Genomic DNA, 24,337 nt, shown 5'->3' with positions numbered 1-24,337 from the left:
TCAATTATGACAACCGCACTCAAAACCACTAAAGATAGAATCCTGGATTTACTCAAAAAAGAAGCAGCTTTGACGGTCAATGACCTCATCGGGCAATTGGGCATCACCCATATGGCGATCAGAAAACATCTGAGTGTACTTGAAAAGGACGGGCTCATTCAATCGGTTGAGATCAGGCAGCCCAAGGGCAGACCTCTGCACAGCTATTCGTTGACAGACAAGGGTGATCGGCTTTTTCCGAAGAACTATGAAGGAATCAGCGTCGAGTTTCTGCAGGATATAGAAGATTCGTTTGGAAAGGACTCGGTCGATGCTTTATTCAAAAAGAGAGAGCAGCGCCTGACAAACCAATATAGAGAACAAGTGCAGCAGCAAACCAGTGCACTTGATAAAGTACGGGAAATAGAGAGAATACAAAATGAAAAAGGATATATGGCAAAGGCACAGCAACTCGACGAAAATACCTTTGAACTGATTGAATACAACTGTGCCATACTGGCCATCGCGAACAACTTCAAGACCGCATGCAAATGTGAAACGGAAATGTTCAAAAAGGTCCTGGGCACAGAGGAAGTCAATCGGGTTTCCTGTAAAACAGAAGGAAATCATCACTGCAGATTTTTAATAAAATATGACTCTTAAAGAGTCCATCAAAACCTAAAAAGGCAGAACCGTTCACTTCAAAGAATGATTCTGCCTTTTTCGCTTAAGGAGTTGGTTTCCGTTCAAGATGCACGACTCTACTGGGCTGGTGCTCGGTGAAGTGGCTTATAGCGAAAGCGGCTTGTCTTTCTCTGATTAATTAAGTATCCCGCAGTAAAAATAAGGGGAATTTTTCCCGTTAATTGTAATATCAAAGCCCATATGGGAGTAAATAGAGGGAGTTTTTCCACTTATAAGAAGAAATTGCACCTGTTTTCTAGTGTTTTAAGTCAAATAAGGGGAATTTCTCCCGCTATATAAGCTGTTTTCATATGCCTTTTAGTAAATAAGGGGAAATTTTCCCGCTATATTACTAGCCATAGTCCTGAAACTGGCGGATTGGGACCACTGGTCACTCCAGATCCTTGAATCGGCACCTTTCCATCGACTAGCTGAGAAAGTATCTTCCCAGTTCCGGCAGTGCGCGTTAACGCGTTAAACCGCTAAAAGGGACAGTCCCTCTTAGTGGTTTAATACAATAAAGAACAATTTCCTGGCTGGGTTTTTCAAGCAAGATTAACAAGGTTATATAACTTTCTCGAAAAATCAGCGCTTTGTTCATTTTCACTTCATAGTGGACAACCTCCCTCTCTCTTTCATTAGTAATACATAGAATAGTATCGACCGGCAGAAACAAGTGTTTTGCCAGTCTATTAAATTCCAGATACTATTGAAAGAAAGGTGATTGCATGATTTATCATGACTATTTTTTTCCTGACTTATTCAGAAGGCCCTCCGCTTTCCGCGCTGTCTCTTTGGAGGATCAGCAGATAGAGGCTGAAGAGGCCACCAAGGTGTTCTTTAGAGAAGAGGCATTTGATCTGGGACGTGAATATCAAAGACGGAACTCTCTTTTCGTTCCGCGGAGAGATGGGGTTTACCTTATCCAGGGCACTCTATCATTTGCGCCTGATAGTTTCGATGAAAACTATCGTACAAGAGTGGACATCCGCATAAACGGCAACCCTTACGAAGCCGCCGATAATGATTTCTGGGGCAGCGGTTTGGAAATTGAAAATGTTGTCCAAGTTTCTGCCATCCTGCAGCTTGAAGCAGGAGACGAAGTGGAGATTTATGCAGAGAGCTCGGTCTCCGGGACCATTGCTGCTTACCAGCCCGGCTCGAACACGACATCCTTTTCAGCCGCTAAGCTGGCGGAAATGTAGTTTACAGATTTGAAATACACTCCTTTTTATTTCACTCTGAGTCTTTCCTCAAGAATTAATTCTGGGGATTTTCTAGTCGTGCTTTAACACTTTAATCCGCAAAGAGGGACTGTCTCTCTTCGCAGATTAACGCTGCAAACCACTAAAAGGGACTGTCCCTTTCAGCGGTTTAACGTATTAAAGTGAGCTTCATCAAAAAAGGACAAGCAAACAGCTTGTCCTTTTTGTCATGTTTCATATGGATGTATGACCGGTTTGAAGCCTCCCAGTTCGACCAGCTCTTTCTTTCCGGCGACCGTTACCACGAAGAAATCTTCTTTGTCTGTTAACTCAATTTTCTCCACTGTCCGGCCTTGGTCACCATAAAACTTCTCTATTTCTCTCTTCTCGCTATCCGACACTCTTTTGGGCTTCGCTTCCTTATCCACAGCGGGTTCGGCAGGGACAGCAGCGGCTTCCTTGGCAGCAGCCGGTTCTCCCTGGTTGAATATGCCTTGAAGAAGCTTGATGATTTCTGCGAAGCCGAAAAATACGATTCCCCAAACTGCACCATCGATGACCATGCCCCAGCCAATTCTGGCCCGCGACTGTCCGAATTCAACAAAGTCTTCCTGGGACCAGAAATACAGTCCAGATATAATTCCTGCCGCAATGGATAAAACGCCTACAATAAATAGTGCTGCAGCCACTTTATTTTCTTTATACATCATGCCAATCCCCCTTTTTAACTAGTATTCCAGCACCAGGGCCCCCTCTCCTCTTTTTTGGACAAAATTAAAGGGACAGGGTACCAGCCCTTGTCCCGCTCATCATTGATTATTAACGTCTGTTGCTTTTCGGATCAAAGGCATCACGCAGCCCGTCCCCGATGAAGTTGATGCACAGCACCGTTGTAAGAATGGCTACACCCGGCGGAATCCAGGCTGCAGGGCTGTTGCGCAGAATACGCAGGCTCTGTGCTTCGGAAATCATATTCCCCCATGTCGGCGTTGGCTGCGGAATCCCAAACCCGATAAAGCTGAGGGCGGATTCAACAATAATATAGGAGGCCATCATTAATGACGCGTTAACAACGATGGGACCAATCGCATTGGGGATAAAATGCTTGAAGATGATCCTCATATCGCTTGCCCCGATGGCTTTCGCTCCCTGTACAAATTCCTGTTCCCTGAGCGAAAGGTAGGTCCCTCTTATGATCCTCGTTAAGTTCGGCCAGGAAGTTAAGGCAATGATGGCGACAAAGATCCCGATTGTCACCCTGTCCAGAATCGCCATCACTGTCAGTATGATCACAAGGAATGGCAGTACCAGCATCATATCCGTCACACGCATGATAAAATTATCAATTTTCCCGCCATAATAACCGGCAATGGAGCCCAGAGTCACACCAATTAACAGGGTGAACACCATCGCACTAAAACCGACAATCAGGGAAATCCTGCCTCCATATAAAAAGCGGGAAAAAACGTCACGCCCGGAGCTGTCCGTCCCAAGCGGATTCTCAGCCGTTGGCGGCCGTTCCACCAGCAGCAAATTGGATTTCGTCGGACTGTGGTCGGTCAACAGAGGCGCAAAAACGACCATCAATACAATCAAAGCCAGGATGATAACGCCGGCAACTGCCAGCCTGTTTTTTATAAAACGGCTCAACGCAATCTGAAAGGGTGTCCTCCCTTTTTTCGGTTTACTGTGCGGCTGCACTCCAGGGGTTGGATCTAAGGTCGTTTCTTGTGGATGGATTTGCATTCAATCACCTCATTCATAGCGGATTCTTGGGTCAACAATACTGTAAAAAATATCTGCAAGAAGGTTTCCTACTAATATAAAGACACCGAGCATCAGGTTAATGGCCATGATAACGGGATAATCACGATTGCTGATGGAATTGATGAACAGGGTCCCCAATCCAGGATACTGAAATACGCCCTCTGTAATGATCGCACCGCTCAACAATGCTCCTATTTCAAAACCAAGCAGTGTGATAATCGGAATCATCGCATTCCGCAATGTATGCTTATACAGTACAGAGTTTTCGGTCATCCCTTTTGCTTTTGCCGTCCGTATATAATCACTTCCAAGCACGTCCAAAACTTCCGACCTCATGTATCTCATATAAGTCGCTGTTCCTGCCAGACCGAGAGTGATTCCGGGAAGGACGAGATGATGCAGCTTATCGATCATGAGTGCGAGCCCCGTTATGCCAGGAGTTGATACCGACCCTTGCGAAGGGAACCAGCCAAGCGTTATCGAAAATACATAAATGGCGACCAGTCCAAAAAAGAAATTCGGAATCGCTAATCCTAAGAAACCGAAAGTGGTCGCTCCATAATCCAGCAGAGAATAAGGATTTCTTGCAGAGTAAATGCCAATCGGAATTCCCACCACAATGGTGATAATTAGCGAAAACAGCCCCAGCTGAAGAGTATTTTCAATCCGGCCGGCAATTAAATCGCTGACCTCTCGTCCTTTGTAAATGAACGATTCTCCAAAATCACCCTGAGCGACTTTGGTCACCCAATTCCAATATTGAATATGAACGGGATCATTCAACCCCATGGCTTCACGCTGCTGTTCAAGAACCTTTGGATCTATATTGGGATCCATCAAGCGGCCGGCAATCGGATCACCGGGAGCCATTTTGAGCATCAAAAACACGATCATCGTAAGGGCAATCAGCATCGGAATAAAAACCAGAATCCGCCGTAAGATATATTGGTACAAGGTTCTCCCCCCATTCTTTCTATTTATATTGGACAGCTACTTGTTTTTAAAACTTTTCAAAATAGAGCTTAGCTAAGGTTTTCTTCTTAAAATAAGATTGGCAGAATTAATCCGGTATCCATGTTGCTAGCTCGACGGCATCTTCTTTTAAAACTTAAACTCTTGATGTACCCATGTTGCTAGCTCGACGGCATCTTCTTTTTATACTTAAACTCTTGATGTACCCAAGTTGCTAGCTCGACGGCATCTTCTTTTTAAACTTAGACATTTGATGTACACAAGCTGTTGCGTTTTCGCTTCTGCAGCCTTCTTTTACCCAATATCCTGCAGAATCGTTCAGTTGCAGCGCCCGGCTTCTCGGTGCGTTCCACTGTATATTAAGAAAAGAGCGCGGCGCCAACCGAACGCTCTTTCCTTATTTGTACCAGCTATTTCTTACTCGCTTACATGCCAGTTGTGCGCATTGCTCAAGAATGTGTACGGAAGAACTTCTACACCCTGGAATCGCTTGTTGTGCGCCCATAGGCTGTTTTGTGCATAAAGGATGACTGCAGGAAGATCTTCAGAGAATTTAACCTGCCAGTCGCTGTATACTTTCTTGCGGTATTCCTGGTCGAATGCATCCGGAGGTGTAAACGCGTCCTTCAGCAATTGGTCCGCTTCAGGGTTGTTCCAACGGGAATAGTTATAACCTGCCGTTGAATTCCATAAGCCGCTTGGATCTGGATCGGAACTGCCCAAGCTCCAGCCGATCAGGTAAAGATCCCAGTCCTGGCTGTTCAACTCTAAATCTTCAAAGTAAGCAGCAGCTTCCTTCGGCTGGCGAAGGTCGATGTTGATGCCGACTGCTTCAAGGAACTCTTCAATGATTGGAGCAGAACGCTCACGGATTTGGTTTCCTGTAGGATAGTTCAGATTCAGCACCCATTCGTTTCCTTTCGGGTCTTCACGGAATCCGTCTCCATCTTTATCAACATAGCCGGCTTCATCAAGAAGTGACTTTGCTTTTTCCGCATCAAATGCATATTGATTAGGGTTGGTTTCATCATAAGCCCAGAATTGTGTGGCGATAGGGGAATTTTGAATAGCTCCCCTTCCGAACAATAATCCGTCAATGATGGCCTGGCGGTCGATGGCATAAGCAATCGCCTGGCGTACTTTCGGGTCAGCTAACTTTTCGTTCTTCGTCCACTTATCAGGGGAGATGGTGGTATCGCCTTTTGCACGGTGGTTATGCACCATACCCATGATTTGATAACCGAAGTCAGGCTGTTCAACAATTTCTACATGATCCATGGCCGCAACCGTGTCATAATCGGCCGCCTGGAATCCGTTTGGATCTGCGACAAAGTCGATTTCCCCATTTTCAAGGAGCCCGAGGATGACTGACTGATCGACAACTTTCCAGACAACGCTGTCCAGTTTCGGCTCTCCTTGCCAGTAATCTTCGTGCTTAGCCAGAACATACTGTTCACCTTCCACCATTTCCGTGAACTTGAATGGTCCGGTTCCGACTACTTCGTTAGGATCGCGGGAAGCAGCATGTTCAGGGATTTCGGCAACAGGAACATCTGCAAATTTATGTTCAGGAATGATTGTAAAGCTTGCGTCAGCTAGAGCAAGAACGTTTGGCTCTGCAAAAACAAACTTGACTGTATGATCATCCACCTTGACTACTCCCTGGAAGTCTTCTGTTTTTCCAGTAGAGAAATCCTCATAGCCTGCAAGTCTCTCCACATAGTTCGTACGGACTCCGCCAGCCTCTATATAGCCCGGGCTTGAGAGCGTTTTGTAAGTAAAGACAACATCATCGGCAGTAAAGTCTTCACCATCGTGCCACTTCACTCCGTCTTTTAGTTTAAAAGTGTATTCCGTATTGTCATCATTAGGCTCCCACTCGGTTGCCAGGTTAGGAATAAATTCTAGCTCTGTATTTTGGCTTAACAAGCCTTCATGAGTTAAAGAAAGAATGTTAGATTCATAGGCTTCTGTATAGAAGATCGGGTTAAACAGCCCTGTAGGCGCCGTATCCATGGCACCTGTTAATGTGCCGCCGGTTTTAGCCTCCCCGTCCCCTTCATTTTGGTTTCCTTCTTCATTTGTGGATGATGTCCCGCTGCACGCCGCAAGCATCCCCAGTACCAGTAAAGTCACAAGCATAAGCAGCCAACTCTTCTTTTTCACCAAACTCATTCACCCCTTTTAGTTTTAAAAAGCATGGCCGAACAGTCAGATTAGAGGGGCATCACCTCCTTTACAATCTAGTAACGTTACTTTTGTGTATCGTATAGATGGCAGGCTACATGATGGCCGCTTCCTGCATCGATCAGTTCCGGCCTGTCGACGGCACACCTGTCATGCACCTTTGGGCATCTAGTCCGGAATGCACATCCGGATGGCGGGTTTGAGGGGCTTGGCAGGTCACCGGTCAAGATAATTTTGTCACGGTTCTTTCTTTTTTCAATAGAAGGAACAGATGATAATAATGCCTGGGTATAAGGATGGAGTGGTTGATCATACAAGTTTTTCTTAGGAGCGATTTCAGCAATCCGTCCAAGGTACATAACGGCAATCCTGTCGCTTATGTGCTTGACTACGCTAAGGTCATGGGCAATGAATAGGTAGGTAAGGCCAAATTCGTCCTGAAGGTCTGCCATCAGATTCAAGACCTGGGCCTGGATGGATACATCGAGTGCCGAGACTGGCTCGTCACAGATAATAAATTTCGGATTCAGGGCAAGTGCCCGCGCAATACTGATCCGCTGCCGTTGTCCTCCTGAAAATTCATGGGGATATTTCAATCTGTCTTCAGAACGCAGCCCCACCTTTTGGAGCAGGGAAATAATCTTGTCTTTTCTCTCCTTCTTTTTCAAAGAGGTTTGTACAATTAAGGGCTCCTCGATTAATTCTTCGACACTCATTTTTGGATTAAGTGAAGCAAATGGATCCTGAAAGACAATCTGCATGTCTCTTCTGTAAGGACGCAGCTTGCGGCTTCCCAGAGCAGAGATATCGTTGTCTTCAAAAATGATTTTTCCTTCCGTTTGCTGCATCAGCCGGAGGATCACACGCCCCAGAGTGGATTTCCCGGATCCGGACTCGCCGACCACTCCCAGCGTTTCTCCCCTTTTAATAGAAAGAGAAACATCATCCACTGCTTTGACGTGGCCAATGGTCTTCTTGAGCACTCCGCCTTTAATAGGGAAATATTTTTTAATATTAATAGCTTCTAGAATATATTCCTGATCCGTTCCTGTTTTGGGCTCTTTTTCTATCACTGACACGCTGTTCCCCCCTTATTCATAAAGATAGCAGCGAACCCTGCGGTCCGGTTCAATCTGGGTCAATTCCGGATTTGCAGCCCTGCACTTATCCATTACATACGGGCAGCGGTCGGCAAAACGGCAGCCCACTGGGAAGAGATGTGAAGGAGGGACAGTGCCTTTAATGGCTCCCAGCCGGTCGACTTCCTTCTCCAAGCTCGGCAAGCTTTCAAGCAAGCCCTGTGTATAAGGATGCTTTGGCTGATCAAAAATTGTTTCAGCGTCCGTTTCCTCCACAATCTGGCCTCCGTACATGACCATCACTCTATCTGCATATTCTGCCACCACCCCTAAATCATGGGTAATCAAGAGAACAGCCATGTTGAACTTCCTTTTCATTTCATCTAATAAATCCAGTACCTGCGCCTGAATCGTGACATCCAAGGCTGTCGTCGGTTCATCCGCAATTAGCAGCTTCGGATCACAGGAGATGGCGATGGCGATCATCGCCCTTTGGCGCATACCGCCCGAAAGCTGATGAGGATACTCACGCATTGTCTCTTCTGCCCTTGGAAAACCGCACATCTTCAGCAGCTGCACCGCTTGCCGGTTGGCCTGCAGTTTTGAGAGTTTCTGGTGCCTGGTCAGGGTTTCTACAATCTGGTTTCCGATTGTAAAAACAGGGTTCAAGGCTGTCATAGGTTCCTGGAAAATCATCGCAATGTCCTTGCCTCTCACTTTGGACATATGCTTGTCATCCATATGGACAAGATTCCTGCCATCGAAGACAATTTCCCCTTCCTGGATCTTGCCGGGCTTGCCGATCAGCTTCATGATCGATAATGAAGTGATGCTCTTACCGCTGCCCGATTCCCCTACCAAAGCCAGCGTTTCTCCCGGCTTAATAGAAAAGTCAACGCCATCGACAGCTTTAGCTACCTTCTTATCTTCCAAGTAGAAATAAGTTTTTAACCCTTTTACATTCAATAATTCTTTTTGAGTCATCTCTGTCACCTCAGCCTCCGGTACCATATTTTTGGGGACTAAACATTCTGTAGTAATTTATGAGTGAAAGTATACAATTTAGAATGAATTTTTTCAATATACTGAAGATTACAAATATTGTCTAAAGATGTAGCTTTGTGTTCAATTTATTTAGGTTCCCGAAATAAATCTCGGTTTTTCACTCTGTTAACTCGGCATTAGACACCCGGTAGGAACCAATCCTTTTCGTATTATTCACTTGTCATACTTGGATTTCCAGGCTCTCACCCTTTTTTCGCAGACGGTAAAAATGTTTGGTCGATTTCTTTTCTTTGATAAAATTATCCTATTGTGATTTTGTCGAAAAATTTTACTGTAGTGTTTCAATTATTACAGGGGGTTACCAATTGTTTTATGAAAAAGTCAGGTGGATGCATTAAGCGCTAATGGAAAAGGCCTGATAATACAAGCCAGGTCCAGGGCTCGTGGACTTGTGCATGCCGGCACAGAAAATCGCTTAATAAGGGAAGAAATTTCCCTTATTTCAGAAATAGCATCAAAAACAGCTTAAATAAGGGAAAAAAGTTCCGCTATCTTACTAAAAAACAAGAAAATCGTTCATTTTTCTTTGTTTAAGGGAAAACCTTCCATTATTTCTCCTGGATTCAGTTCGATTCTGGATTTAATGGAATAATTTTCCCTTATATTAGAGAGTGAGTTGGTTACTTCATTAAGCTAAAACTTTTACAACGTGAAACTAAAACGAAAATCACCAGAATAAAAAAACGCACTCTGAATTCTAGTAAATTCAAGTGCGTCTTCATATTTGTTTTGTATGTGCGCACCTCTCAAGTGAACACGATAAGAAGATTTCCGTCCTACTCTTTGGCTGGTTACTACTTCAATGTGCTGCATGTCGACTGAATGTGTGGTCCTTTTATACATTAAAGCGCTGAAAGGGACAGTCCCTTTTCAGCGTTTTAACGCGTTACCATGTATTGTATTCCCCATCCGGGCTGAAGCCGCTCTTTGAAACTCCTATTTTTATCCCGGTATCCTGGAACTCTTCGTTCAGCATTTTCAACACGACTTTATAGGCTGTCGGGTTGTACCATTTCTCCAAGCCGAGTTCTTTATAGATAGCCTCGACTCCCAACTTGGCTGTCCTTCTGCCTCCGCTGCCGTCCCCCATCCAAAAGTCGTCAATGGTCACTCTCTTCGCGACCCTTTTTAATTTTTCCGGAAACTCCCTTGAACATGGAAGCAGCGGCGCGATGGTGGCCTGCGTCATGATCCCCTCTTCTGTCAGTTCTTTCAGAGCAGACATTCTTGCGGAAATCGGCGGCGCGGTCGGAGAGAACGCTTTTCGTACCTCTTCTTTATCTGTTTCTATCGTCATGGAGATCCTGATTCTATCTCCGAACTTTTTGAAAAGATCCAGATCCCGTTTTACCAGAGGAGACCTCGTCTGCAGATGGATGAACTCCGGCTTCTCCTCCAGCATGACTTCAAGCAGGCTCCTCGTCAGGCGGGTTTTTGTTTCGATTGGCTGATAAGGATCGGTGGAAGAAGACATGAACAAGGTGACGGGCCCTTTTTCTTTGCTTTAGCGAGGTCCTTTCTGAGGATTTCCACAGCGTTTGTTTTGATATCGACCCATGTTCCCCACTCTTGTTCACGAAAAAGGGAAATCGGCATCTGTCTTACATAGCAATATTTGCAGCCGAAAACACAGCCGGCGTAGGGATTCAACGAATGAGTAAAGTTGTCGATCGCCCCTTTTCCAGGCGTCAGGATGCTTTTGGAGACAACATCTTTCAGTTCCGGCTTCATATCCTTACCCCCTCACCGGTTAAGATTCTTGTAAAATGTTAATAGTAACTATTATATAGAAAACACTGCATTTTGAAGAAGCAGCGGGGATCATCCAATTTTATCCTGATCCTGCAAAGCCCTTGTTTTCCAAATTAACGTGCCAATTCAATGTGTGTAAAAAGCAGTAAAAGGATGAAAAAATGGATAACTTTCTGTACTATGATCCGCTCATTAATTTCTTGTTGATTGTGATAAGTTGTTTGACCATTGTTTTCTTAACAGAACTAAAAGATTTTTACCGGAAAAATTATAAACTGTTAATATTCCTGACTTTTTCGGTTGTCATCATCTTATGTATCAGGTTTTCCACATCCCTTAGCGAAGGGCTCATTTGGGATTTACGGGACATCCCCTTGGTTTTCGGGACGATATATGGCGGACCGCTGGTGGGGGCTGGCCTGTATGCCGTCACAGTCCTCTACAGGCTCAGCCTTGGCGGAATGGGAATTTATACGACCATCCTTGGTAATGGCGCGGAGGTTTTAGCCGCCATCCTGCTTTATAAATCTTATCACTCATTATCGTTCAGCAAAAAACTCATCACTGGAACAGGTCTCACACTCATTTCCCCTTTAATCACAGGAATCTCCGGCCTGTTTTTTTCCAGCTATCAACACAGCTTGTAATCGTTTGGCTGTTTGATTTCTCTTTGACCCTTATAAGTTCGATGGTGGTCATGCTCGTCATCCTGCTGCTCACCAGGAGCCTTCAATACAAAGAGAAAACCCTTGTTGCTGAAAAAAATGAAATGGTCGCCCATCTGTCCGCAAGCATCAATCATGAACTGAAAAACCCATTAACAACCGTATTCGGTTTTCTCCAGCTCCTTTATCAAACCGAGCAGGATGCACAGAAAAAAGAGTATATCGAAATTTCGATAAGTGAACTGGAACGAGCCAAAAGCCTGATATCCAACTATTTAGCTTTCGCCAAACCACACTCTGAAAAATTAGAGAGGTTGAATGTGAAGGATCAAATTCACTACACGCTTCAGGTGGTGAGGCCCCTGGCTAACCAGCACAGCATTGAACTGGACTCAGATTTAGCAGACGGTGAAATTATCGCTGATAAGCAAGGACTTCAACAGGCGCTTATGAACTTATTATTGAACAGTATAGAAGCAGCAGTCCTTGTGCCTTCTGGAGGAAAAATCACTGTTAACTCATTCATTTCCAGCACAAAAGCAGTGGTGAGTATACAAGACAACGGAGTCGGCATGGATAAGGAACAAATCAGCCGGCTTGGTCAGCCCTATTTCACGACAAAAGGGCAAAGCGGAACTGGACTGGGTTTGATGGTTTCCTACAGCATCATCAAAAGCCTTGACGGCGTCATCTCGGTTGAGAGTGAGGTCAATGAGGGCACGACTTTCACAATCGAGCTGCCACTGGCTGATTAGAAAAATAGTGGAAGCGCCTAGGTCGCCCCGGCAGGCATTTTATAAATTCCTAATCATACTGAAAAGCGAAGGGACCACTTGTCCTCTTCGCTTTTTTTACGGAAGCAGGAAACGTAATTATAGAGTAATACTCAGAGTAACTTTAAATTAGGATGAACATCTGCAGCCTTCCAAAATACCATTTTATTATTTTTTAAAAACTCATTGCCAAAATATGAGAATAAAGAGATAATTTCACTATATTCATTTACGGAGGATCTTGCATGATTAAAAAATACATAGGCATCACCCTCTTTCTCATTGGCGCTCTCATTCTGGTCAGTTCGGTCGTTTTCTTTCCTGAATTCAGCCAAGTCCGCATCACAAGAATAGCAGGAGGACTCCTGTTGGTTTCAGGGATGGCATTCATTCCTGAATACGCAGAAAAATGAAGGATGGGTTTATGTGAATTTTCACATAAACTCCAGCTTTCATCCTATCTAAAAGTAAAGGAGAAGAGATCATGAATTCGTCACCTGTATTGGGGAAGGATCGTATTGTTACGATTGATATCATCAGGGGGTTTGCTCTATTCGGAATTTTCCTGGTGAATATGCCTGCTTTTCACTCTGCTGATTTCTTGAGATCTATTAATGCTGTAGAAGCAGAGTTTTCAGGCGTGGATTATTGGATTGATATGTTTTTCGCGTTATTCATCGACATGAAGTTCTTCACGATATTTTCGTTTCTGTTTGGGCTTGGCTTCTATATTTTCATGAGCCGCGCTGAGCAAAAAGGGCTGAAGGTAACACCGCTATATCTCCGCAGGATACTGGGTTTGTTCCTATACGGAGCCGCTCACCTAATTTTTCTGTGGTTCGGGGATATCCTGCACACCTATGCACTAACCGGGCTGCTGCTCTTAGCTTTCTATAAAAGAAAGATTAAGACGATGATCATCTGGGCGTTCAGCCTGCTGCTAGTGATTAATGTTTTGTACAGTCTGACACTATTACTGCCAAGCGGACTGCTGGAGGAGTTCCAAGAGATGAACATCTCCGCATACGATGACCAATATGATGGATATGTCGACGCTTATACGACTGCGAGTTACGGAGAACTGATTTCCTACCGGCTTGGAGCTGAACTTGTTCCTCTCATTTTCAATGCCATTCCAGCGATGATCCCTGTGCTGGCCATGTTCCTGTTCGGCTTAGCGGCAGGAAAAGCAGGCATTTTCAAACCGGACACACCGCATTTGGGGCTGATCCGCAAAATCAGGAATATCACCTTTTTAATCAGCATCCCGTTGGTCACACTGCTGGCGCTTTATAAACTGGAGATCCTCGGCGAGGGAGTTAAAAATTTTACGTACGTTCAATTGTTTACAAGCTTGAGCGGAGTGACTCTATGTTTCTTCTATATCTCGGCTTTGGCACTGCTTCTAAGGAAAGATCAATGGCAGAAACGATTGCGTCCGCTTGGATTTGCTGGACAGATGGCGCTGACAAATTACCTGTCACAATCGATCATCTGCGTCCTGATCTTCGTAGGGTTCGACCTATACGAAGAAGTCAGCCTGTGGGCCGGCACCCTGATCGCACTCGCGATATTCGCCGCCCAGATTATTTTCAGCTTCTTCTGGCTTAAAAAGTTCCAATTCGGTCCACTGGAGTGGCTGTGGAGATCCTTCACATACGGAAAATTTCAATCCATGAAAAAGAAAGACCCGTCACCAGAAGCAGTTGATACTAGAGGAATTCTATAAAAACAAGAAAAAGCGGCTTCCCCCGGCGGGAGTCCGCTTTTTTTGCTGTAAAGCGTCCCCGCTCCAACAAGAATATTCCGTTAACTTGCAGAAAAACCCAACCAAAACAGGGCTTGTTTGCATTTAATAATAGAGAAGGAGGAAAGAATGATGTCAATGACACCCAAACTACAACAATTGCATACTTTCATATTCACTTCCGCTCCCCCGCTATATTCAAAGGAATTCCCAGTAATGTTTTTCTGGTCGCCAAAGAGCGGATGCACCTCGCTGATTAAATGGTTTTATTTCCAACTTGGAATCCTTAATGAAGCCTTGGACTATGATCCATGGGTTCACACATATAGAATGGAAGTTTTTCAAAAGCAGAATGATTATATGCGAAACGCGATTCTCACGCTTCATGACACCAAAGACAAAGAGGTTTACAAACTGGTTCGAAACCCCTATACAAGAGCAGTAAGTTCCTTTCTATTTGCCTTTTCCTTTGATGAGGCAATGAACAGTGTGGCTCCGGAAGCTGTAAACGGCAGTATCTCCTTTAAAGAGTTTTTATATAAAGTGAAAAATAATGAACACGGCAGAATAGATACTCATATCTCAAAGCAATATGTACAGAATGAAGAAGCATACGTCACAAAATATATACGCTTGGAAAATTTCGCATCAGAGATGGCTGCCATAGAAAAATCATATGGGCTTTTGGCATCTCCGCTTGAAGAGATCACCAAATCCCATCACCACAATGCTGATAAAATATCCGCCGGCATCAATCAATCATTCGCCGATGTGAAACTGTCAAAGCAATCCTTGCGAAACATGTCGCTCCCGGACTACCGCCATTTTTATGATGAAGAAACTAAAAATTTGGTACAAGAATTATTTACGGATGACTTTAAAACGTATGGCTATTCACTTGAAAACTTTTAAAACAGTAAAGCACTAAGAGGGACTGTCCCTTTTAGTGCTTTACTTTATTAAAGAACCCTTTTCCATTTTCCCGATATGCAAATGCAGGTTTAATTTTTCGCGCAGTGTTAACTATATGTACATAGGGTGAGAGTCACTCAATCCAAATAATTGATTATAAAATTAAATTGTGTAAAATTAAATTGTGCACAACTTAATTTACACATTAAAAAACTAAAGGAGAGATGCATAATGTCAGAAGCATTATTTACTACATCCGTTTCAGCTGTCGGTGGAAGAGAAGGCCGTGTAGAATCGTCAGAGGGAAACATCAATCTGCAATTAGCAATGCCGGGAACACCAAGGAAGAAAGAACTTCCGGAAGCAACCAACCCTGAACAGCTATTTGCATCCGGCTATGCAGCGTGCTTTGACGGTGCTCTTCAACTGATTGCCAAGAAAGCCAAAGTATCCTTCGATTCAGAGGTAACAGCCAACGTTAGCTTATTAAAAGACGAAGAAGACAACGGCTATAAACTGGCAGTGAAATTACAGGTCAAAGGTACTGGCGTCGACCGTGATACGTTAGAGGACCTTGTCCACAAAGCACACGACTTCTGCCCTTACTCCAAAGCAACAAGAGGCAACATCGACGTTGAGTTGGAAGTTGTAGAATAAGCTGAAGAAATTAAAAAGTGCACGATCCTTTGACCAGGATCGTGCGCTTTTTTCTTGCTTATGAAATGATAAAATTCATCTCTGTAGACAACTTTTACCTATCTTATCTACGTCCAGCTACTGCGCCTAGCCCCTCGGGATCAAATCACCCAAAGAGAATAAAAGGGAAGACCACCTTTTTTTCTCTTTGGAACATTTGCCTGTCGGGCCTGATCGAGGCGCTTGCGCTTTTGTTCTTAATCAAACGTTTGATTAAGGTTATTCAACAGCCGCAGAAGCGAGGATTGCAATACTTTGTTCTCTTCATCCGTATTGCCGGCAAGTGATAATATGCGCTCGGGGATACCCGCAGCTTTTTGCTTAAGCCCTAGTCCCTTGGAAGTCAGCGCCACCCAAACGGAGCGCTGATCTTCAATCGATCGCTCCCTGACAAGAAGCCCCTGCTCCTCCATCCGTTTCAGCATCGGGGTGAGTGTTCCGGAATCCAGAAATAATTTCTCTCCCATTCCTTTTACCGTCAGGCTCTCATGCTCCCATAACAGCAGCAGCACTAAATATTGAGGATACGTCACATCCAGGTCCTCTAGAAGCGTTTTATACTGCTTCGTCATTTCCCTTGAAGCAGCATAAAGCAAAAAGCAGATCTGGTTCTCCAGCTTCAACTGTTCAAATTCATTTTCCATCGTACACCAACTCTTTAATAAAGATTCTTCTATTACTATACCCCTTCAGTCCTCGAAAATAAATTGTTTTGGTGCTTTAAAGAGGGACGTTTCAAAAGCGTATGCGCCCTGGGCCGCCCCTACAAGGGGAATAACCCGTGTGATTAAATCCATTCCAATGGGTGGCTGAAGCTGGATTGTCCGCCGCTCCCGATGGAGGTGATACACAACAACCTTTTAGAAAAAAGCGGAATTGAAAGTCATGTTCCTGAGTGAGCAACTAGCAGGAGAAATAAGGGGAATTTTTCCCGTTAAATGCAAACTCTAACTCATTTAGAGGGTAAATAAGGGGAGTTTTTCCCCTTATTTCAGAAAAAAACCCTATTTTCTAGTGATTTGAGTCTAATAAGGGGAAATTCTCCCTCTATTTAAGCGATTTTCAGTGATATTTATGAAATAAGGGGAATTTTTCCCTCTATTTAAAGGCGAAATTGAAAGTCATGTTCTTCTTCACTTTAAATAGAGGAATAATATTCCTTTATTAGATTCAAAAAGGTAAAAAAGGCTGCTTTTCTTCAAATAATGGAAATAATTATCTACCACCCTCTAAATGAGTTCAAGTCTGCTATTTGACCATGAGGGACTAAGTCTGTTCCAGTGAGTACCACCCTCCAGGTGGTGACCCCCACGCCATAAACACAATAAAAAAACGACTCTCCATCTGAAAAAGAGTCGTTTTTTCTAACAGAAATATTGGGCTAATATAAGGATCTATGAAAAAATCAACGCTCAAACCACTTATTCGTTACAGTCTGCCTGTACCAGTAATAGCTGTCTTTTCGCGTCCGTTCAAACGTTCTGAAGTTAACATGGATAATCCCGAATCTCTTCTCGTATCCTTCTGCCCATTCAAAGTTATCAAGCAGGGACCATACAATGTATCCCTTAATAGGAACGCCGGCGCCAATAGCACGATGCAAGGCAGTCAGGTGCTGCTTCAAATAATCGATTCGCTCTTGATCAGCCACTCTGCCATTCACTACTTCGTGGTTATAGCACGCCCCATTTTCCGTAATGTAGATCGGCACCTCTCCATAGGTTTCATGAAGATCCGTTAACATTTTGTAAAATCCTTCACCGTAAATCGGCCAGCCGATATCTGTCCGGCGCTCATCCAGCGGCACTTCTTCTACTTGAAACAGGCCGCCGTCTTCTTTGTAACGTCCGAGACCGCCTGTATAATAATTGAGTCCCATGAAATCGATTGGCTGGGAAATGATATCAAGGTCGCCCTCTTCTATCTTCAGCACAGCGTTATTTTTTCAAAAATCCCAATCAACTCATCAGGATATGACCCTTTAAAAACAGGATCCATGAACCACTCCTTCTGCCACATTAAGCCGCGCTGGCACGCTTTTTTATCCGCTTCGTTCTGGGTATAAGGCTCCAGCCACCCCAGATTCGGCGCATAACCGATTTCCCCATTGGGCACAAGATCCCGGAAGGACGCAACCGCTTTACCGTGTCCAAGGAGCAGGTGATGAGACACATCGACCGCAGCCTGCAAGTCTGTCTTGCCAGGTGCGTGTATGCCTAAGTAGTTTGATAGAAACGAGGCACACCACGGCTCATTGATGGTGATCCACTTCTTCACTTTATCGCCGAATTCCTTGAACATCGCGACTGCATACTCATGGAAGGCATCCGTCGTCGAACGGTTTTCCCAGCCTCCTTGTTCTTGTAAAACTTGAGGCAGATCCCAGTGGTAAAGGGTGATCATCGGTTCAATTCCGTTCTTCAGCAGCTCGTCAATCAGGTTCCGGTAGTAGGCAACACCTTTCGGATTCAATTCGCCAGTCCCACCGGGAATCACCCTGGACCACGATATGGAGAATCTATATAGGTCGACACCTAAGTCTTTCAGATGCCCTACATCTTCTTTATATCGATGGTAACTGTCACACGCCTCGTCTCCATGGTCGCCGTTTTTAACATTTCCCGGCGCATGGGAAAACACATCCCAAATCGATGGTGTTCTTCCGTCTTCAAAAGCAGCACCTTCAATTTGGTATGAAGCTGTTGCAGCTCCCCATTTCAAAGTTTCTGGAAATTGTATTGTTGTAGTCATATTCGTTACCTCCAGTGTTGTAATGGGAGTGGCTATATTCTCTCTACACTAGATGCCCGGATGACAAGCTCAGGGTCTACTTTTACGGGTTGGATGTCCTGATTATCCTGTATAAGATCCTTAAGCATGTAGGCAGCCAATTTCCCTAATTTTTGTTTGTCTTGTTTTACGGTTGTAAGCGGCGGGTCACTGTAACGGCATGATTCGATATCATCACAGCCAATGAGCTGGATATCATGCGGAACAGACAGCCCCTCCTCTTTTATCGCTTTCAAAGCACCTAAAGCCATCATGTCAGACGCCGCAAATACGGCTTCCGGCAGCTCATCGGCCTTCAGAATTTCTTTCATTGAGCGGTAGCCGCTTTCTTCAAAAAAGTCTCCGTACCGGATCCACTCTTCGAGGATGGGCAGGCCAAACTGTGACATCCCTTCCATGAATCCTTCGTTTCGGATACTTGCAATGAGTGAATCAGTTTTTCCGCCGATATAGGCAACCTTCCTTGTCTGATTCAAATAAAGATGCTCCACCACTTTTAATCCGATTTTCGTATTATCTGTCATGATATAGCTGGAGCGGGGTCCGTCTATCTTCAAGTCGATCCCGATACAAGGAATATCACTTTTCGCAATCTCTTCCACTTCTTCTTCTATTTCATCCCCTGCGATGATCAGGCAGCCGTCTACATGAAAATGCCTGCATCTTTCCAGGTATTTGCTCTCGCCCTTATAAATCTTTTCGTTTGAAAACAACAGAATATCGTACCCTAAAGCACCTACAGCCTTTTTAAAAGAATTGATTACTTCATTGAAAAAAGGATGGGTAAAATCAACATTGATCTTACCGGCGTAAATCAAGCCAATCAGATTCGATTTTTTAGTAGCCAGGGATTTTGCAGAAAAGGTCGGTTGATACTTTGTGTCTTCTATAATTTTGTAAACTTTTTGTCTGGTAGCCTCGCTGATTCCTCCATAATTGTTCATAATCTTGGATACAGTGGCAGGTGATACACCAGCCATCTTGGCAATATCTCTTATGGTCAGGTTCATTGTGTGTTACAGCTCCTTAAGCATTGTCCGATATCTTATTAGTATAATTGTACCAACAATTAGAGGGAGTGGCACCGTTTTACTTGATCGAACCTTCCGTAATACTGGAAATAAACCATTTATTGAAAAACAGGAAGATGACGATCAATGGAACGGTGGCCCAGAATACACCTGATAAAAGCATACCGAAATCGACTCGGAACGCATTATTCAGGGATGCGAGTGCTACCTGCAAAGTATAAGATGCGGGGTCGCGAAGCACCGTGAACTGCCATAAGAATTCGCCCCACACGAGTGTGAACACGATGATTCCCAAAGTAGCAAAGGCTGGTTTGACGATTGGAAGTACGATACTCCAATAAATACGGAAGTTCGAACAGCCATCCAGCTTGGCCGCCTCCATCAGTTCATCCGGTACAGATTGAGTGATGTACTGGCGCATCAGAAAGATTCCAAGCGGATTGAGCAAGAACAATACTCCTGCCCCGAGCAGCGTATCCAGCCATCCTAATTGGGAAATCAAATAGTACTGTGGAATCAATCCCAGCTGAGGAGGAATGACCATTGTCAGCAGAATACAGATGAATAAAAAGTTTTTGCCCGGAAAATTGAATTTCGCAAAAGCAAAACCAGCAAGCGAACTGATGAATAAAACAGCCACTGTGACGGTCGTACATAAGAGGACCGTATTCCACATCGCATTGAAGAAAGGAATCGTATCCAAAACTTTTTGGAAGTTTTCAACAAGCATTCCACCGGGAAGGATTGTCGGAGGAATCGAATTATAAGCCGCACTTGGACGCGTCGCCATGACAAACATCCAATAAAACGGAAATAGAGAGAACAGAGAAGCAAGGCTCAGAACTGCATAAATCATAAACGTTCCTAAGTTAAATGGTTTTTTCCGCTGTTGTCCCATCTCTTATACACCTCTCTTCTTCTTGCTGCCTGCACCTGAAGTCAGCCATGTATTCAAAGCAGCGGCCGCTATAATGATAATCAATAACAATACTGCCGTTGCAGAAGCTGTTCCGAATGACCCTAAATTGAAGGCATCACGATATAAATACATCACGACGGTCATCGCCTCATCACGGCTGAATGCCGAAGCTCCCAAGAAAACGGTTGGTTCCGCAAACAACTGAAGAGCTCCCACTGTGGACATAAAGACAGTCAACACAATGAACGGCTTCAGCAAAGGGATGGTGATGTGAGTAAATTGCTGAAATTTGCTGGCTCCATCAATTGTGGCAGCCTCATATAAATCCTTCGGGATACTTTGAAGGCCAGCCAGATAAATGATGGTGTTGTATCCGACCCAGCGCCAGAAGACCATCAATGAGATGGCGATTTTCGCTCCCCACTCGGACGTTTTCCAGCTCACTGGATCCACACCGAATAATCCGATAACGTAGTTTGCCAGAGCACTCTCATCTCCACTGAAAAACACACCAAACACTAAAGCCACTGCAACCATGGATGTGATATACGGCATGAAGATGGTCACCCTGAAGAAATTTGTGAACCGGATGACAGCCATATTCAAGAAGTAAGCCAGAATGATCCCTACAATCAATTGCGGGGCTGTACCCATCAAACCGATGATGATGGTGTTATAAAGAGACTTCCAAAACAGGGGATCCTGCAGGACGATTGCAAAGTTGCTCAATCCTACAAATTCCATCTCCCCTAAACCGTTCCATTTTTGAAAAGCAAGCACGATACTGAAAATCGCGGGATAAAGTCCAATGATGCCAAAAATGATGAAGAAGGGCGCAACATATAAATAGCCAGAGATCATATCTTTTTCTTTTCGGATAATTTACTGACTTTAGCAGAGGTCCTTGCTTGCTTATGTGTATTTTCCAACCTGACTACCTCCTTAAGAAATGAGGGCCAGATGGAAACCTCCATCCAGCCCGGTTAGCATTAACGTTTCAGCAAATCTTTGATACGTTTGACAGCAGCATCCCATTCCTTTTCAGGATCTCCGCCTTCTAGGACATTCCGGAGTGCTGTTAGAACTTCATTATTTACAGTTACATATTTAGGTCCTTTGTATACTTCAGGAATCTCTTTAGCTGCTTCTGCAAAGTATTTGGCTGTATTTTCTCCGCCAAAATAAGCATCTGAATTGTTTTTAAACTCTTCCATCTCATACACGTCAGGTGCGGATGGGAACAGGCCATTTTCAACAAAAGATTGCATTTGGTTCTCTGAAGAAAGAAGCCATTGGGCAAACTCATAAGCTTCTTCACTATGCTTGGTTTCTGAAGGAATGGAGATATAAGAACCTCCCCAGTTGCCGGCAAATTGAGTAGGCAATGTTGTCACGCGCCACTTTCCTTCCCCTTCAGGAGCGTTTTCTGTCATGTAGCCTTTTAACCAAGCCGGTGCCATTTCTACAGCAAATCCGCCTATATTCAATGCATTCGCCCATTCAGGTGTCCACATTTCGAAGTTTCCAACGTACCCTTCTTGATCCAATTCAACGGCAAAGTCATATGCTTCTTTAACGCCATTATCCTTCTCTTCAATCAACAGCTCGCCATCACGGTTGAAATAACTCACTTCAAGAGCATCCATGTTAGCGCGGAATGCCATTTCCATGCTGTCTACCATCGGCTTGTCAGTTGCATCAAGAACTTTTTTGGCTGCCTCTTTGAAAGCTTCAGGAGTTGAGATCAACTCGCTCACTTCATCAGGATCTGTCGGCAGGCCAGCCTCTTCAAAAACCTCTGTATGGTAGTACATTGCTTTTGGACCGATGTCTGTCGGAAGGCCAAATAGGAAGTCTCCATCGCCGTTCTCAGCACCTCTCCATTTCCAGTCCAAATATTCACCTTTAATATCTTCAGCACCTAAATCATATAAGTTCACAAAACGATCCTGCGCTTCACGGTAACGGTCTAACTGATCAACTTCGATCATCGCTAGATCAGGAGCTCCTGTACCAGAAGAAATGGCCGTAAACAAACTATTATGGTGATCTCCTAATTCCGAAGTCTTAATATTGATTTTCACATCAGGATTTTCTTTTTCATATTCCTCTGCTAACGCCTCATAGTTCGTTGCTCCGAACAACCAAAAATCCAGTGTCACTTTATCCCCATCTTCGCCGCCGGAAGATTCTTCTCCACCGCAAGCAAAAAGAAATGCGCTTAAACCCAGTAACATAACAGCAAGCAAACTCTTTTTAAATTTCATTCCATCTACCCCTCCATTTAACATTCTCTCCATAGTCTCAACCAATTCATCTGGAAACATTTACGAAACCGGTTTCGTAAATGAGTAAAAAAAATCAATTGATTCTGCTTCTAATGACGATTATAACATCTTTGTATCCGTTTTCAATAGGTTTTTTTAAATTATCCTTGGTATTTTAGTAAACCGGTTTCGTGAGTGTTTTAAATAATAAACTAATTTAAATAAAAAGCCTGTGTTAAAGAACATTCTTGTTTATAAATGATTTCCGTTCCAGACGCCCGACTCCGCGGGGCGGCCGGTGAGCCTCCCGCTAGTCCCGCAGGAGGTCGAACGTCTTCCACTCCAATCAACGCGGATAAAAGCAAGAACATCTTCAATACAATTAAAATGAATAGAAAGCTTGTAATCTATAGTAAAAGAACTCAGATATGTATAACAATATTTTCAATAACATAGATCATAAAAACAGCGCCAGCAGCTATTTTAGCTCCGACAAAAAAATTTGGATCCGAGACTGAAGAGCGTGAATTTCAGCAAAGTTTGTGTGAAGGTGCGGCTGCTTCGTTCAGGAGAAATAGGTTTCCGATTTGATACTCAGAAGGAAAATCTCTCCAGCCCGCCGAATAGAATGGAATTGGATAGATTAGTTCAAAGGAGATTTCATTATGGAAAAACTGCGGGACCCAAGGAGATACGATCTGGATTGGATGAAGGTCATAGCAACTCTGCTTGTTTTTTATATCATTGCTCGATGTTTTTAACCCTTTTGATTGGCATGTGAAAAATAATGAATTGGATACCTCTGTAATTCTGGCGTTCTCCCTCTTGATCGGCACCTGGATCATGCCAATTTTCTTTATGATTTCCGGTATCAGCTCCCACAACTCCCTGCAAAAAAGAAGCATGGGAACCTATATGAAAGAGAGGCTGCTTCGTCTCGGGATTCCACTGATATTCGGGGTATTGATCCTGTCTCCACCTCAAGTTTATATTGAACGTGTAGATAACAATCAGTTCACAGGGTCGTTCCTGGATTTCCTCCCCCAGACTTACAAGGGACTTTATTTAGAAATCGGTGGCACCGGAAACTTCGCATTCGTCGGCCTGCATCTATGGTACCTGCTTGCCCTGATTCTCTTTTCATTAGTAACAATGCACTTATTCAAAAAATCTAAGTCTATTAAAAATGTTACACCCCTTCATTTAATCCTTTTGCACATCGCCATGATCGCAGTGGCTGCCTTTGTTGAAACCGTCCACCTGGGCGGATGGGATCTGCTCGTTTACCTGGTGCTGTTTCTTGCGGGCTACTATCTTTTCAGCAGTGACCAATTGCTTTCTCTATTAAAAAGGACATTTCCTGTGCATCTGCTGCTTGGGCTGTTCGCAACAATCACCTCTGCTCTCTGGTTCATGCTGGATTACCCTGAAAGAGGATCGATGGAGTTTATCCTATTCACCACTTTGGCTGTAATCGGCAGCTTGAACTTGATTCTGTCCTTCTGTCACTTGGCTGACAAGTACTTGTTTTTTACCAACAAGCTTCTCCGCTATACCAGTGAAGCCTCCTTGCCTTTTTATATTCTGCATCAGCCCGTTATCGTTATAATAGGTTTCTTAATCAAAGATTGGAGCTTGCCTATTTCATTGAAATTTTTCTTTCTGACAGTGGTTTCATTTCTCATCATTGCTTTCATCTATCATTTTGTGATCCGCACCCTCCCATTCCTTAGAATTCTCTTTGGACTAAGAGGGAAAAAGCATCGGGCTCCATTGCCGCCGTCATTATTTAAAAAGGAACGAGGGGTCTCCTAAGTAGTTCCGGTAATGTGAACACATTAAAAAAG

At 44.0% G+C, this 24,337-nt stretch carries 22 protein-coding genes and 1 pseudogene; 9 read left to right on the top strand and 14 right to left on the bottom strand.

The features are described from left to right. Nucleotides 1–6 precede the first annotated feature (6 nt). Together B9Z54_RS13630 and B9Z54_RS13625 are read left to right on the top strand one after the other, a co-directional pair. Entirely contained in the window at nucleotides 7–642 is a 636-nt protein-coding gene (locus B9Z54_RS13630) for a helix-turn-helix transcriptional regulator (RefSeq protein ID WP_113928921.1), read from the top strand. 749 nt (nucleotides 643–1,391) lie between these two features. Continuing rightward, on the top strand, nucleotides 1,392–1,868 hold the full coding sequence (locus B9Z54_RS13625; RefSeq protein WP_113928920.1) for an ABC transporter permease: 477 nt from the start codon (nucleotides 1,392–1,394) through the stop codon (nucleotides 1,866–1,868). Between the two features lie 227 nt (nucleotides 1,869–2,095). On the opposite strand, the gene B9Z54_RS13620 is transcribed toward B9Z54_RS13625, so the two are convergent. The 7 genes and pseudogenes from B9Z54_RS13620 to B9Z54_RS13590 all read right to left on the bottom strand — a co-directional run bounded on the left by B9Z54_RS13620 (nucleotide 2,096) and on the right by B9Z54_RS13590 (nucleotide 10,669). Next, entirely contained in the window at nucleotides 2,096–2,575 is a 480-nt protein-coding gene (locus tag B9Z54_RS13620; RefSeq protein WP_113928919.1) for a hypothetical protein, read from the bottom strand. A gap of 112 nt (nucleotides 2,576–2,687) precedes the next feature. Beyond that, the gene (opp4C, locus tag B9Z54_RS13615; RefSeq protein ID WP_113928918.1) at nucleotides 2,688–3,614 is read right to left on the bottom strand and encodes an oligopeptide ABC transporter permease; all 927 of its coding nucleotides are present in this window, start codon (nucleotides 3,612–3,614) and stop codon (nucleotides 2,688–2,690) included. A 9-nt stretch (nucleotides 3,615–3,623) separates the two neighbouring features. Next, nucleotides 3,624–4,589 carry an ABC transporter permease gene (locus B9Z54_RS13610; RefSeq protein WP_113928917.1) on the bottom strand — a complete coding sequence of 322 codons (966 nt, stop codon included), beginning with the start codon at nucleotides 4,587–4,589 and terminating at the stop codon, nucleotides 3,624–3,626. Between the two features lie 435 nt (nucleotides 4,590–5,024). After that, nucleotides 5,025–6,782, bottom strand: coding sequence for a peptide-binding protein (locus B9Z54_RS13605; RefSeq protein ID WP_113928916.1), 1,758 nt, complete (start codon nucleotides 6,780–6,782; stop codon nucleotides 5,025–5,027). Nucleotides 6,783–6,859: 77 nt separating this feature from the next. Continuing rightward, entirely contained in the window at nucleotides 6,860–7,873 is a 1,014-nt protein-coding gene (locus B9Z54_RS13600) for an ABC transporter ATP-binding protein (RefSeq protein WP_113928915.1), read from the bottom strand. A 12-nt stretch (nucleotides 7,874–7,885) separates the two neighbouring features. Beyond that, nucleotides 7,886–8,857 (bottom strand): ABC transporter ATP-binding protein, encoded by a 972-nt coding sequence (locus B9Z54_RS13595; protein ID WP_113928932.1) that lies wholly within the window; start codon nucleotides 8,855–8,857, stop codon nucleotides 7,886–7,888. Between the two features lie 967 nt (nucleotides 8,858–9,824). Next, nucleotides 9,825–10,669 (bottom strand): annotated as a pseudogene (locus tag B9Z54_RS13590) (SPL family radical SAM protein). 182 nt (nucleotides 10,670–10,851) lie between these two features. On the opposite strand from B9Z54_RS13590, the gene B9Z54_RS13585 reads away from it, so the two are divergent. The 6 genes from B9Z54_RS13585 to B9Z54_RS13565 all read left to right on the top strand — a co-directional run bounded on the left by B9Z54_RS13585 (nucleotide 10,852) and on the right by B9Z54_RS13565 (nucleotide 15,444). After that, nucleotides 10,852–11,337 carry a LytS/YhcK type 5TM receptor domain-containing protein gene (locus B9Z54_RS13585; RefSeq protein WP_113928914.1) on the top strand — a complete coding sequence of 162 codons (486 nt, stop codon included), beginning with the start codon at nucleotides 10,852–10,854 and terminating at the stop codon, nucleotides 11,335–11,337. A 23-nt stretch (nucleotides 11,338–11,360) separates the two neighbouring features. Then, nucleotides 11,361–12,110: an ATP-binding protein gene (locus B9Z54_RS13580; RefSeq protein ID WP_162785213.1), complete on the top strand. Its 750-nt coding sequence runs from the start codon at nucleotides 11,361–11,363 to the stop codon at nucleotides 12,108–12,110. Between the two features lie 263 nt (nucleotides 12,111–12,373). Next, nucleotides 12,374–12,541: a hypothetical protein gene (locus tag B9Z54_RS24870; protein WP_162785212.1), complete on the top strand. Its 168-nt coding sequence runs from the start codon at nucleotides 12,374–12,376 to the stop codon at nucleotides 12,539–12,541. A gap of 71 nt (nucleotides 12,542–12,612) precedes the next feature. Further along, nucleotides 12,613–13,857: a DUF418 domain-containing protein gene (locus B9Z54_RS13575; protein ID WP_113928912.1), complete on the top strand. Its 1,245-nt coding sequence runs from the start codon at nucleotides 12,613–12,615 to the stop codon at nucleotides 13,855–13,857. 150 nt (nucleotides 13,858–14,007) lie between these two features. Next, a complete protein-coding gene (locus B9Z54_RS13570) occupies nucleotides 14,008–14,787 on the top strand; it encodes a sulfotransferase family 2 domain-containing protein (RefSeq protein ID WP_162785211.1) in 780 nt (259 codons plus the stop codon). A 231-nt stretch (nucleotides 14,788–15,018) separates the two neighbouring features. Then, complete coding sequence (locus B9Z54_RS13565) at nucleotides 15,019–15,444, top strand: organic hydroperoxide resistance protein (RefSeq protein ID WP_113928910.1); 426 nt, start codon at nucleotides 15,019–15,021, stop codon at nucleotides 15,442–15,444. Between the two features lie 236 nt (nucleotides 15,445–15,680). Here B9Z54_RS13565 and B9Z54_RS13555 read toward each other — a convergent pair whose 3' ends face one another. The 7 genes from B9Z54_RS13555 to B9Z54_RS13530 all read right to left on the bottom strand — a co-directional run bounded on the left by B9Z54_RS13555 (nucleotide 15,681) and on the right by B9Z54_RS13530 (nucleotide 22,490). After that, entirely contained in the window at nucleotides 15,681–16,127 is a 447-nt protein-coding gene (locus B9Z54_RS13555; RefSeq protein ID WP_113928908.1) for a MarR family winged helix-turn-helix transcriptional regulator, read from the bottom strand. A gap of 761 nt (nucleotides 16,128–16,888) precedes the next feature. Next, entirely contained in the window at nucleotides 16,889–17,416 is a 528-nt protein-coding gene (locus tag B9Z54_RS26495) for a family 1 glycosylhydrolase (RefSeq protein ID WP_345840729.1), read from the bottom strand. Then, complete coding sequence (locus tag B9Z54_RS26490; RefSeq protein WP_345840728.1) at nucleotides 17,410–18,234, bottom strand: glycoside hydrolase family 1 protein; 825 nt, start codon at nucleotides 18,232–18,234, stop codon at nucleotides 17,410–17,412. Before B9Z54_RS26490 ends, B9Z54_RS26495 begins: the two co-directional genes overlap by 7 nt. A 32-nt stretch (nucleotides 18,235–18,266) precedes the next feature. Continuing rightward, on the bottom strand, nucleotides 18,267–19,283 hold the full coding sequence (locus B9Z54_RS13545) for a LacI family DNA-binding transcriptional regulator (RefSeq protein WP_113928907.1): 1,017 nt from the start codon (nucleotides 19,281–19,283) through the stop codon (nucleotides 18,267–18,269). Nucleotides 19,284–19,362: 79 nt separating this feature from the next. Further along, nucleotides 19,363–20,160, bottom strand: coding sequence for a carbohydrate ABC transporter permease (locus tag B9Z54_RS13540; protein ID WP_481747795.1), 798 nt, complete (start codon nucleotides 20,158–20,160; stop codon nucleotides 19,363–19,365). 45 nt (nucleotides 20,161–20,205) lie between these two features. Next, a complete protein-coding gene (locus tag B9Z54_RS13535) occupies nucleotides 20,206–21,084 on the bottom strand; it encodes a carbohydrate ABC transporter permease (protein WP_240189919.1) in 879 nt (292 codons plus the stop codon). Nucleotides 21,085–21,212: 128 nt separating this feature from the next. Beyond that, nucleotides 21,213–22,490: an ABC transporter substrate-binding protein gene (locus B9Z54_RS13530; RefSeq protein ID WP_113928905.1), complete on the bottom strand. Its 1,278-nt coding sequence runs from the start codon at nucleotides 22,488–22,490 to the stop codon at nucleotides 21,213–21,215. 744 nt (nucleotides 22,491–23,234) lie between these two features. Between B9Z54_RS13530 and B9Z54_RS13525 the strand changes: the two genes are divergently transcribed. Continuing rightward, complete coding sequence (locus tag B9Z54_RS13525; protein WP_205207714.1) at nucleotides 23,235–24,305, top strand: acyltransferase family protein; 1,071 nt, start codon at nucleotides 23,235–23,237, stop codon at nucleotides 24,303–24,305. Nucleotides 24,306–24,337 lie beyond the last annotated feature (32 nt).

The sequence above is a fragment of the Bacillus sp. P14.5 genome (assembly GCF_003316765.1).
Taxonomy (GTDB): domain Bacteria; phylum Bacillota; class Bacilli; order Bacillales; family Bacillaceae_B; genus Rossellomorea.
This window is presented reverse-complemented; position numbering and strand designations above follow the sequence as displayed.